We start from the raw sequence: 11,027 nt of genomic DNA on the forward strand, positions 1-11,027 counted from the left end.
GCCGTGCGGACGGCCGCGAGCGCGGCAGCGGACCCTCGTTCGACGCGACCCCCCAGGGCATCCACCGCCTGGCGGATCCACCGCCCTGGCGGATCCGCGCCGAAGACACTGAGCCCGTCCTGCCTGCCAGGATGGGGCTCAGTGTTTGTGTGTTCGGCGTCGTGCCCGAGTCAGGGCTTCGCAGCCGCGCCAGCCGGCGCGGAGCCGGTCAGTACGCCGCTGGCCAGCCACATCGCCGGATTCTCCGCCACCTTACGGCCGTGCCCGATCCGCGGGTCGTCGTGGGCAAAGACCTCGACGGCCCAGCCGTGGCCGGCCAGCCAGGGCGCGAGGTCGTCGCGGGCGGAGATCCACTCGATGCCGTAGGTCAGGTTCAGCGCCCGCAGCTTCCGGCCCGCTTCACCGAGCATCCCGATCGCCAGGTGCTCCAGCAGCAGCGCGCTTCCCGACGCGGACAGGGCGGTCATCGTGTTCACGAGCCGTTCGACGGCGTCCTCGGTCAGGTAGAACACCAGGCCCTCCAGCAGCCAAACCGTGGGGCGGTCCGGGTTGAAGCCCGCGGCCAGCAGTGCGGGCACCCAGTCGCCGGACAGGTCGGCGACGACGTCGTGGCGGGTGCACGTCGGTGCCAGCCCGGACAGCGTGACCAGCGCCGCCTTCGGCTCGACCACTTCCGGCAGGTCGACCTCGTACCAGTCGGTGCCGTCCGGGCAGTCTAGCCGCAGCGTGCGTCCGTCGAAGCCGGCGCCGAGGGAGACGACCTGCCGGGCCCCGTTGCGCAGTGCCTTCTGGATGCCGTCGTCCAGGAAGCGGGTGCGGACCGCGAAGTACTCGGTGTTGAACTTCTCGTCGCTGTCCATGCTCTGGCCGATCGCGGCGGCGATGTTGGCCATCGTGGGGTCGTCGGCGAGGATCTCCAGTATCGCCTCGGCGAACGGGTCATGGAACAGCGCGTCTGGGCGGCGGCTTTCCATGCGCCGGGAGCAGGCGATGAATATTGCGCTCTGGCCGACTCTCCCCTGTAGGATCTTCAACTCGGTCATGGTGTCTCTCCGTGAGGTGATCGCTGGTTACGGTGGGCGTGGTCTGGTCGGCGCCGAAGGATGAGAGAAGGTTCCGTGCCGTCACCACATCTGACGTTGCGGCAGTTGGCGCTGGTCACAAAAGCGGTACGGCCCGGCCGCGGCCGGCAACCGTCGCGTCGTACGCCGTCGGCTCTAACGCGCCTGGCGGGGCCGCGACCACCACCTGCTCTACTCGAACGGCGAGGTGGTGAGGATCCGCCGCCCCAGCGATGCGACGAGCGGGCCGTCCGCCTCGCTGAGCCTCTTGGCCTCGACCCACTCCGGATCGGCGAGGAGGGCCTTCCACTTGCGCTCGAGCTCGTCGTAGGAGTCGAACCGCAGTACGTAGACGATTTCGTTCATAGTGTTCGTGCCGAAATCGGTCAGGGAGATGAAGACGACCTCCATCCCGTGCTTGGCCAGCCCTTTCAGCGCGTGCTCGTTGAACCTGCGTATCAGGGCCGGCATACGCCCGGGAACCGCAGAGTATTCGCGCAGCTCGTAGATCATGCTGGGTCCGCTCCTTTGCGCGGTTCGTGCATCATGCTGGGTTCGCTCCTTTGCGCGGTTCGTGTCGTGATCCCTGCTCGACCGATGCAGGCGATAGCGCCTCCGACCCGCGAAACGAAGGGGTTTGCGCGCTCTGCTCGATAGCCTAGCCGCGGCGCGGCGGGTAGTCCTCTTCGTGCGTGCCGCATGCGGCCGCCGCCGCGCCCGAGTAAACATTCACCCCTGCCGCGTGCTGCAGCACTGGACACGCGGGCGGAGTCCTTGCCGTGATGTCCGTCTCCTGATGGTCCCGGTGGGTGCTTGACTCGGAGGCGTTGTCGCGTGAGGAGTTGGTCGCGTTGGTGCGCGATCAGGCCGCGCGGCTTGCCGATCGGGATGCCGAGCTGGATCGGTTGCGCAGCGAGTTGGAGCGGATCAAGCGGCTGGTCTCGCGTAACAGTGGCAATTCCTCGATGGCCCCTTCGACGGATGACCTGCCGGGGCGGGGTCGGCCGGTCAAGCCGGTCAAGGGTTCGGCGAAACGTAAGCGGGGCAAGCAGGTCGGGACAGCCGGGGTGCATCTGCCGTGGCTGAGCGACGCCGATGTCCAAATCGTCGGTGAGCGCCCGTCGGGGACGTTCTGGCTGGGGCGGCTCGCCTGCGAGGACGAGGTGCGCAAGGGCACCAGTGACGACCGATCGGAGCGGCCCGACCCGTGTGCGCTCGGGATCCGGTTCCGTCCGGCCGAGGCCCCGCCGTGGTCGATGACGGTGACGGTGCGGGCCCGCGCCTGGGTCAAGGACCCCAAGGATGGTCCGGACCCGGACCGGCGCTGGTGGCGTACCGGTCCTGTCGAGGAGAAGATCTCCGTCGTGGTCGGCGTCGACGGTGGCATCTTCGGCGCGAAGCAGCTACGAGATGCCTTCGCCGCGGTAGGTGCGCCCGGCCTGACCGCTGAGATTCGGGTCGACGTGGAGGATTGGCACCGGGACACCGAGTTGGTCGTACAGCTGGTCAACACCAGCCCGGAGAAGTCGCGCGGAGGTGTGACCGACTCGCACCTCTATGAAGCGCAGCTGGAGGTCGCGGGCCTCGCCACCACCCCATTCCAGTTGGAGGCCCTGCCGGACAGCTTCCGCTATGACCGCGACCTGCCGGCGTACGGCATCAACGTCGGTGTCGAGGTGCCAGCGCCTGGGTGTTCCGCAGCTCCGACCATCACCGCCGCCCCGGCGCCCTGGAGGAAGCGCAGCACGATCAGCGAGCCGCTGGTCGGCGCGAAGCCACAGGCCAGGGAGGTGAGGGTGAACATCGTGAGCCCCAGCTGGTACATCCGGCGCCGGCCGAACAGGTCACCGAGCCGGGCCCCGGTGATCAGGAGCATGGCGTATGCGACCGTGTACCCGCCGACCACCAGTTGCAGCTCCGCGCCGGAGGCGTGCAGGTCGCTGCCGATGGCCGGCACCGCGATGTTGACGATCAGCACGTCGACCAGGGCCATGAACTGGCCGACGAGCACCGCGGTGAGCATCAGCCAGGGCCTGCCCGGCGACTCGGCAGCCTGCGGGGGGCGTGCTGGGGCTGCGCCCCGACACCGGTTATGGTGGTTCTCCTCTCCGCTCGAACTGCCGCGCGTGGGCGGCTCCTGAGTACGTACCGGCGGAGGGCCCCGGACTCATCGCCGCCGGCGCAGGAAGTTCGGGACACGGCGGCGGACCTGCGGTCCGGGGCCCGCCCGGCGGATAACCTTGAACGCGGCGCTACGGCACGGCCGGTGGGACCCGGCGGAGGAGGCGGTCATCATGTCCGTGAGCGAGGACTTCCTGGAGCGCACGGGCATCTTCCGGGGTGAACTGCTGGCGCACTGCTACCAGATGCTCGGCTCCTTCCACGACGCCGAGGACCAGGTACAGGACACCTTCCTGCGCGCCTGGCGCGCGTACGACCGCTTCGACGACCGACGTGCGTCGATGCGCACCTGGCTGTACCGGATCGCCACGAACTCCTGTCTGACGGCACTGCAGAGCCGGGATCGGCGGGCCCTGCCGTCGGGGCTGGGCGCACCCGCCGACGATCCGACGCAGCCGCTGACGCCGGGGGCCGAGGCCTGGCTACAGCCGTTTCCCGACGCGATGATCGCCGAGGATCCCGCAGCCGCCCTGCTGAGCCGGGGCAGGCTACGGCTTGCCCTCGTCGCTGCCCTGCAGTATCTGCCGGCCCGGCAGCGCGCCATCCTGATCCTGCGGGAGGTCCTGGAGTTCAGCGCGGCGGAGGTGGCCACCATGCTGGACACCAGCGTCGCGGCGGTCAACAGCGGCCTGCAACGGGCCCGTGCCCGCCTCGCCGAGCTCGGCGTCGACGAGGAGGAGTTGGCGGAACCTGCCGACACGCAGCGGCGGGCCCTGCTCGACCAGTACGTGAAGGCCTTCGAGAGCGCCGACATCGCCGGTCTGACCCGGCTGCTCACCGAGGACGTGGTGCTGGAGATGCCGCCGTTCAGCAACTGGTACCGCGGGCCGGCGGCCTACGGCGGATTCATCGCCCGGGTGTTCGCCGCGCGTGGCACCGACTGGCGGATGCTGCTGACGCCGTCCAACGGTCAGATGGCGTTGGCGGCGTACACCGGGCAGGCCGACGGCCGGTACGTGGCGCACAGCCTGCAGGTGGTCACGACGAGTCGTGACGGGATCGTCCGCAACACCGTGTTCCAGGACCCTGCGCTGTTCGTCCACTACGGTCTGCCTGCGCTGTTGCCATAGCAACCTGGGAGAACTCTGGCTGCGTCGATTTCGTTACGCTCGCCTCGCCATCAGCGACGACGACACCGCGGCCCAGTCGCGGTGATCGACCCTGCGCACAGCGAGGCCGGAGGGGCGTGCCATGCAGAATCGACGATTCCGGGAGTAGCCGTCGTGGGCGGCACCGTACCGCTGGTGGTGGAGGCCGCCCGCCTCGCCGGGCGCGCCGGCTTCGGGTCGTTCTGGTCGAGCGAGTTCTACGTCCGCCGTGGTGTCGCTGGCCGCGGTCGCCGCCGTCACCGAACGGATCCGGCTCGGCACGTCGATTGCCTGGGCGCTGGGCCGTACCCCCATCATGCTCGCCACCGACTTCCGGTCCCTTGACGAGCTGGCCCCCGGGCGCGTGTCGATGGGGCTGGGCACCGGCAATCCCCAGGTCATCGAGCAGTGGCACGGCCTGGACGCGCCGCACCCGGTGGCCCGGCTGGTGGAGATCGTCGACATCGTCCGTCAGGCGTGGCGGGTGCACGAGCGGCCCGTCGCCTTCGAGGGCAAGTTCTACCGCTGCCACCTCGACGCCGATCCGACGCTGCCGCCGCCGGGCGCCGACACGCTGCCGATCCTGCTGGCAGGCGGGCGCCGGCCGCTGCTCAGGCAGGCGGGCGCCGTGGCGGATGGCCTGGTGGGCATGCCGATGTGCAGCGCCGCCTTCGTCGAGCAGTACGTGCGCCCCACACTCGCCGAGGGCACCGAAGCCGCCGGCCGCGAGGGGGCTGTCCCGATCCGCGGCATGGTGATCACCGCGGTGGACGACGACGCCACCCGGGCTCGCCGCGCCGCGGCCATGCAGGTGGCCATCTACGCGACCCGCCGGTCGGCCGATCCGCTGCTGCGCTTTTACGGCTTCGAGGAGCCGGCGGCCGCGATCCGGGAGGCGTTCGCCCGGCGCGACCTACCCGGGATGGCCGCCGCGGTCCCGGACCGGATGCTCGGTGTCCTCGCGGTGTTCGGCACGCCGCAGGAGGCGCGCGAACGGTACCGGGCGCCCTTCGAGACCGTCTACGACGAGCCGTTGCTCTATGCGTCGGGCAAGGGCGTCCCGGCGGCTGCGTTCCGCGCGAACCTGCAGGCCATCTGCGAGGTGTTCGCTCCGGCGCGGTCCTGATCCGGCGCGGTCCCGTCCGGCCGGCTGTCCCGATTCCCGCGCCGGGTGCGCGCTGGCTGCGCCGCCGGGCGGCGTTCGCGCCGGCGTCCTTCCCACCCTCCAACCAGAGGAGCCCCGATGAGTAGTTCCTTTGTCGACGCCCGTCAGCCGTGGGTCGGCAACGCGGAGTCCGGCGGGCTGCCGTCGCGGCTGCCGTCGCTGACCGGCCTCCGCTGGATGGCGGCACTGGTCGTGTTCATCTACCACACTTCCCGGCAGAGCCCTGCCCTGGTGCTCTCCGAGGACAAGCAGGCCCTGGCGACCTGGCACCACGTGGCGAACGCCGCAGGCGGCGTGGGCGCGCGCGCGTCACGTTCTTCTTCGTCCTGAGCGGTTTCATCCTCACCTGGTCGGCGCGTCCGAACGACAGGGCCGGCTCGTTCTGGCGGCGCCGACTCGTCAAGATCTACCCCAACTACCTGGTGTCCTGGCTGCTGGCCATGGTCCTGATCGTCGCGGCCACCACGCCGATGTCGACCGTCGTGCTGAACCTGCTGATGCTGCACTCCTGGGTACCCGACTTCGCCACCAATTTCAGCGTCGACCCGCCGAGTTGGTCGCTCGGCGTCGATCTGGTCTTCTACGCCGCGTTCCCGGCGCTCATCATGCTGGTCAGGAGGATCGATCCGGGCCGGCTGAAGTACTGGATCCTCGCCATGCTGGGCGGCAACCTGGTCGTTCCGTGGGTCGCCTACCAGGTGTTCGCTTGGTCGAGCAGCCTCTGGTCCGCCGGTTCTCCAGCTCGCCCCGGATGCGGGCGGAACGGCGGCAGACTCCCGTCCAGGTGTGATCCCGTACCTCGTGGGCCCCGCGCCGCTCGGCGTGGGGCCCACTGCCCGTTCGGGTCGGCGGCGCTGCCCCCTCGGTGCCGCTCGACTTGTCGCAAGCGGGGCATTCTCGAAGAAGTGGGGGGCCACCACCGGTGTGATGCTCGATCCCGGACGCACGGGCCTCGTGCGGACCTCGGCGACGCCCATGGCCATCGCCGGCCGGGGCGAAGCCCCTGCGAGGAATCCGGTGATGACGAACAGATACGAGAACGTGCCTGGATCGGAAGCGGCCGGCACGTCGTCGGCCGTCGAGGGCGGGTGGGTCCGCGACCTGTCGAAGCGGGCCGACGGATGAATTGGCGGGCACTGGGGTTGGGCGCGGCCCTCGCGGCCCTCGGTGTGGTCGGCACCCCGGCGCGGGCCGACGCGGCCCGCGCGGGCCGCGAGCGGGCTCTGCACCGGCTCGCGTGCGAGTACGAGCGCCTGGCCAACGCGCACGACCTCGACGGGCTGGTGGCCCTGCACGACGCCGCCGCCTACGTCGCGCACGAGCCGAATGGCGCGACCAGCGGGATCGACGTCTACCGGCAGCGCACCCAGGGCTTCTTCACCGGCTTCTCGGACGGGCGCATCGAGCTGCTCAACGTCGTCGCCGAGGGTGACCTGTTCGTGATGAACTTCCTGACCCGCGGGACAAACGACGGCCCCTTCATGGGCGCGCCGCCGACCGGCCGGACGGTCGAGTTCGCCGAGGTGCGGGTGCGCCGGGTGGCGCGCGGCCGGATCGTCGAGCAGTGGGGCCTGCTGGACCTGCCGACGTTACAGGCACAACTGCGTGGCTGAACGGGAACAGCGCCCGCCACGGCCCCGGACGAGCCTCCGACGATTCGTCATGAGCACGTTGGGAGAACCTTGCAGTTTCTGATTTACCTAAGCTGATCTACGCATGATAAAGCGAACGAATGTCCGCCGGTGCAGTCCGGCTGGGCAGCTAGAAAACCGCCCGTCGCCCGGTTGTGAGGGTTTCACGTGAGCAGAACCGCGGAGAAAGCCGCCGAAAGATTCGTAGTCCTGCTTGGTCCCGACTACGCCGGCAAGTCGTCGGTCATGTCGGCGTTGTCGACGTCGTCGCCATGGGAGGTGGTTTCGGTCGACGACGACAAGCTGTCGGCCGAACACCTCCTTGTCTCGCGGATGCGTCACCAGTTGGTCAGCGACGTTCTGCCGGCGCTCGGTACGGCGTATTCCGCCGAATTCATGGTCGGCATGCTCCAGCTCGCCGTGCTGCACCTACGCGACCGGGTGGTCGCCGCGCGGGGGCGGCCCCTGGTGATCGACTCGTACTACTACAAGATTCTGGCGAAGTGCCGGCTGGCCCTGGGTACCGACAATCCGATGTTCCGCTGGTGGCGCACCTTTCCGCAGCCCGAAGCGGTGGTCTACCTGGACGTGTCGGCCGGGACCGCGTGGCAGCGCAGCGGCTTCGGTGCCCGGGCCAACCGGCTCGAACACTACGGCGCAGACGCGGCGTGGCCGACCTTCGCGACCTACCAGGGCGATCTGCGCAAGGTGATGCTCGACGAGGTGAGCCACCTGCCGGTGCGCACGGTCGACGAGGGCGGCGATCTGCCCGCGACCGTGCGCCGGGTCAGGGAGGAACTGGCCAGTGTCCTCGCCTGAGAGTTCGGTGCCCGCCCAGACCGTGCGCCGCTACCGGGAACGGGTGTTCGCCGAGCGCGACCGCCTGCTGGCCGCCCAGCGCGACACGGCCGAGCACCAGCGGCTCGTCCTCGCCGACCTGCTCGCGCACAACGCCGACACCGCGTTCGGTCGGGCCCACGACTTCGCCCGGATCCGCACTCTCGACGAGTACCGCCGCGCGGTGCCGATCCGCGACTACGCCGGGCTCGAACCGTGGATCGAGCGGGGGGCGGCGGGCGAGCGGCGGGTGCTCAGCAGCGACGACCCTGTCCTGTACTTCACCAGCAGCGGAAGCACTGGCGCGCACAAGAAGGTGCCGATCACCGCCCGCTTCATGCGCACCAGCTTCTTCCCGTTCTTCTACGCGGCGTGGGCGCCGATGGCCGAGCACTTTCCCGAGCTGATCGACCGGCGAGACACCGTGCTCAACCTGAAGCACGACCCCCGGCCGGTGGTCGCCACCACCGCCGCGGGCCACCCGCACCTGGGCGCGAGCCAGGTCGACTTCGGCACCGTGTTCGGCGAGCCGATGTCGGCCGAGCCGGGCACGGCCGCGCCTTGGGCGAGCACTCCGTCGTTCGCCGACCCGGCCGACCACCTGGACAAGGTCTACCTGCGCCTGCGCCGCGCCGTCGAGGGGGCCGACGTGCGGTGCGTGATCGGGATCAACCCGGCGATGGTCGCCGCGCTGCCGTACCAGCTGCGGATGTGGTGGTCCGACATCGTCCGGGAGATCCACGACGGGACGCTCGGCGGTCGCCCGTACGGGCCGGGCAACCCGGCGCGGGCCCGCGAGCTGGACGAGCTGGCGAGCCGCTTCCCGGTGGTCCGCCCCGCCCACGTCTGGCCCCGGATGAAGGCTCTGTTCTGCTGGACCACCGGCCTCGCCGGCCTCTACCTGCCCCGCCTGCGCGAGGAGTTCGGCGTCGGGGTGACCGTGCTCCCCGCGCCCGTCGCCGCCTCCGAGGGGCCCGTCGGGGTGGCCCTGGACCGGCACGGCAGCGCGGGCGGTCTCGTGGTGACCGCCGCCGCGTACGAGTTCCTGGACGCCGACACGCCGGTGACCCCCGATGCCGAGACGCTGCGTCCGCACGAACTCGAACCGGGGCGCGAGTACCACGTCGTCTTCAGCCACGTGGGCGGGTTGTACCGATACTCCGTCGGGGACGTCGTGCGGGTGGTCGACTTCGCCAACGGCGCCCCCCGGGTCGCCTACGCCGGGCGCGACACGGTGGTGGACCGGCACGGCGAGCGCCTGCGCGAGTCGCAGGTGATCCGGGCGATCGCCGCCGCCCTCGACGGCGGGGGCCTGGAGGCCCGCAACGCGGCCTGCCACGCCCCCGCCGACGGGGGTCGCTACGAGTTCGCGATCGCTACGGACCTGCCGTGGACCCGGACCGAGGGCGACGACCTGGCGGGCCGGCTCGACGCCGTGCTGTCCCGCGAGTCCGGCGGGTACCGCGCCGCGCGGGCGGCGGGCCGACTCGGCACGCCGGTGGTCCGACGCCTCGACGGCGAGGCGTTCCTGCGCGACTGGCACGAACGGGTACGTGCCGGCGTGCGACCGGCGCAGGTGAAGGACCGCGTCTGGTACCTGGATCCGCCGACCTGGCAGGCATTGGTGGGCAGTGCCGAGCACATCGACGAGGAGAGCCATGTCTGAACTCGGTGCCATCGAACGGACGGCCCTGTTGACGGCGGCGCTGCGTGCGGCCGAGACGCGACGACCGGACCGCCTCTACACGGATCCGTACGCCGAGGCGTTCGCCGGCGAGGTCGGGCCCGAGCTGCTCGCGCAGATCCGTGAGGTGACCTTCCCGGCCGGGCGGGCCCGGACGTTGCCCAGCACGCCGGACTACAACGCGATCCGCACCCGCTTCTTCGACGACCTGCTGATCTCGGCGGTGGCCGAGTCCGACATCGACCAGGTGGTCGTCGCCCCGTGCGGCATGGACGCCCGCGCCTTCCGCCTCGACTGGCCCCGCCCGGTACGGTTCTTCGACGTCGACCGGCCGGTGGTGCTGGCCGCCAAACGGGCGGTGCTGGGCGAGACGCGGCCTTCGGCCGACGTGCGGCCCGTCGGCGTGGACCTGCGCGACGGCACCTGGACCGCGCAGCTCACCGCAGCCGGGTACCGGCCGGACGAGCCGTCGATCTGGCTGCTGGAGGGCCTGCTCTACTACCTTCCCGAGCCCGACGTGCACCGCGTCCTCGACGCCGTGCGCGGGGTGAGCGCCGACGGCAGTCTGATCGCCGCCGACGTGGTGAACCGGGCCGCGCTGACCCTGCCGAACATGCGGGGGCTGCTGGATGTCTTCGCCAGCTGGGGATGCCCGTGGCTGTTCGGCACCGACGAGCCCGAGGAGTTGTTCGCGCGACACGGCGTCCTCGCCGAGGCGATCCAGCCGGGCGAGCCCGACGCCGACTACGGCAGGTGGCCGGACCCGGTGCCGCCGCGCAGCGCGACCGACGTACGGCGGGTCTTCTTCGTCCGGGGACGCCGCCACGAGCGGTGACCGACGGCCGGACACGTACGCCAGCGGAAGGGGCAGGATGATCGACGTCGTCGTGGTGGGCGGCAGCCTGGCGGGGCTCGCCACCGCGCTCGCCATGGCCCAGAACGGCCAGCGGGTCCTGGTACTGGAACGTGGAGGCCCGGTGCGGGACGGGCCGGTCGGGCCGCAGGCGGCGACATGGACCGGTGGCACCGTCGCACAGCGCGCCCACTCGCACACCCTGACCTCCTGCGGCGTCGCCACCCTGCGCACGCGGGCCCCGCACGTGCTGGACCTGGCGTGCGCGGCCGGCGCGGTGCTGCTCGACCTGACCGCGGCCATGCCCCCGTCCCCCCCGGGGCGTGTTCCGGGCGACGAGGAGCTGGTCGCGCTCGGCTGCCGGCGCGCCGTCGTCGAGCTGGCGCTGCGTCACGCGGTCGCCGACCTGGCCACGGCCCGGACGCGGTACGGGGTGTCGGTGGGCGGGGTGGTGTTCGACCGCCGCCGCGGGCGGGTGACCGGGGTGGTGACCGGCGGCGGGGAGGAGATCCGCGCCGGCCTGGTGG

General features: G+C 71.1%; 9 protein-coding genes and 4 pseudogenes. 10 read left to right on the top strand and 3 right to left on the bottom strand.

What is annotated here, in order from left to right:
- Positions 1–170 precede the first annotated feature (170 nt).
- Positions 171–1,043, bottom strand: coding sequence for an SAM-dependent methyltransferase (locus tag E1258_RS24795; RefSeq protein ID WP_132405346.1), 873 nt, complete (start codon positions 1,041–1,043; stop codon positions 171–173).
- A 210-nt stretch (positions 1,044–1,253) separates the two neighbouring features.
- Positions 1,254–1,574 carry an NIPSNAP family protein gene (locus tag E1258_RS24800; protein WP_132405348.1) on the bottom strand — a complete coding sequence of 107 codons (321 nt, stop codon included), beginning with the start codon at positions 1,572–1,574 and terminating at the stop codon, positions 1,254–1,256.
- Positions 1,575–2,179: 605 nt separating this feature from the next.
- Here E1258_RS24800 and E1258_RS35980 point away from each other — a divergent pair.
- Positions 2,180–2,839: pseudogene (locus tag E1258_RS35980) on the top strand (helicase); the annotation flags it as partial.
- Here E1258_RS35980 and E1258_RS35985 read toward each other — a convergent pair.
- Positions 2,821–3,084: pseudogene (locus E1258_RS35985) on the bottom strand (MFS transporter); the annotation flags it as partial. The pseudogenes E1258_RS35980 and E1258_RS35985 sit on opposite strands and share 19 nt — an antisense overlap.
- Before the next feature lie 271 nt (positions 3,085–3,355).
- Here E1258_RS35985 and E1258_RS24815 point away from each other — a divergent pair.
- The 9 genes and pseudogenes from E1258_RS24815 to E1258_RS35155 form a co-directional block, all read left to right on the top strand.
- Positions 3,356–4,312, top strand: a complete 957-nt coding sequence (locus E1258_RS24815; protein WP_132405350.1) for a sigma-70 family RNA polymerase sigma factor — start codon at positions 3,356–3,358, stop codon at positions 4,310–4,312.
- Between the two features lie 244 nt (positions 4,313–4,556).
- Positions 4,557–5,456: pseudogene (locus E1258_RS24820) on the top strand (LLM class flavin-dependent oxidoreductase); the annotation flags it as partial.
- Between the two features lie 117 nt (positions 5,457–5,573).
- The gene (locus tag E1258_RS35145) at positions 5,574–5,825 is read left to right on the top strand and encodes a hypothetical protein (RefSeq protein ID WP_243715666.1); all 252 of its coding nucleotides are present in this window, start codon (positions 5,574–5,576) and stop codon (positions 5,823–5,825) included.
- Between the two features lie 8 nt (positions 5,826–5,833).
- Positions 5,834–6,148: pseudogene (locus E1258_RS35990) on the top strand (acyltransferase family protein); the annotation flags it as partial.
- 468 nt (positions 6,149–6,616) lie between these two features.
- The gene (locus E1258_RS35150; protein ID WP_165949894.1) at positions 6,617–7,108 is read left to right on the top strand and encodes an ester cyclase; all 492 of its coding nucleotides are present in this window, start codon (positions 6,617–6,619) and stop codon (positions 7,106–7,108) included.
- A 186-nt stretch (positions 7,109–7,294) separates the two neighbouring features.
- Positions 7,295–7,945 (top strand): hypothetical protein, encoded by a 651-nt coding sequence (locus E1258_RS24830; RefSeq protein WP_132405354.1) that lies wholly within the window; start codon positions 7,295–7,297, stop codon positions 7,943–7,945.
- Positions 7,932–9,629, top strand: a complete 1,698-nt coding sequence (locus E1258_RS24835) for a GH3 auxin-responsive promoter family protein (RefSeq protein WP_132405356.1) — start codon at positions 7,932–7,934, stop codon at positions 9,627–9,629. Before E1258_RS24830 ends, E1258_RS24835 begins: the two co-directional genes overlap by 14 nt.
- Positions 9,622–10,482: an SAM-dependent methyltransferase gene (locus E1258_RS24840; RefSeq protein ID WP_132405358.1), complete on the top strand. Its 861-nt coding sequence runs from the start codon at positions 9,622–9,624 to the stop codon at positions 10,480–10,482. Before E1258_RS24835 ends, E1258_RS24840 begins: the two co-directional genes overlap by 8 nt.
- A gap of 37 nt (positions 10,483–10,519) precedes the next feature.
- Positions 10,520–11,027, top strand: a 508-nt coding sequence (locus tag E1258_RS35155; RefSeq protein WP_132405360.1) for an NAD(P)/FAD-dependent oxidoreductase, incomplete at its 3' end; no start/stop codon positions are given.

This window comes from Micromonospora sp. KC207, from assembly GCF_004348615.1.
Taxonomy (GTDB): domain Bacteria; phylum Actinomycetota; class Actinomycetes; order Mycobacteriales; family Micromonosporaceae; genus Micromonospora.

Coding starts and splice junctions, on each gene's coding strand:
- E1258_RS24800 (WP_132405348.1), bottom strand. CDS start 1,574: ATGATCTACGAGCTGCGCGAATACTCTGCGGTTCCCGGGCGTATGCCG.
- E1258_RS35145 (WP_243715666.1), top strand. CDS start 5,574: ATGAGTAGTTCCTTTGTCGACGCCCGTCAGCCGTGGGTCGGCAACGCG.
- E1258_RS24815 (WP_132405350.1), top strand. CDS start 3,356: ATGTCCGTGAGCGAGGACTTCCTGGAGCGCACGGGCATCTTCCGGGGT.
- E1258_RS24795 (WP_132405346.1), bottom strand. CDS start 1,043: ATGACCGAGTTGAAGATCCTACAGGGGAGAGTCGGCCAGAGCGCAATA.
- E1258_RS35150 (WP_165949894.1), top strand. CDS start 6,617: ATGAATTGGCGGGCACTGGGGTTGGGCGCGGCCCTCGCGGCCCTCGGT.
- E1258_RS24840 (WP_132405358.1), top strand. CDS start 9,622: ATGTCTGAACTCGGTGCCATCGAACGGACGGCCCTGTTGACGGCGGCG.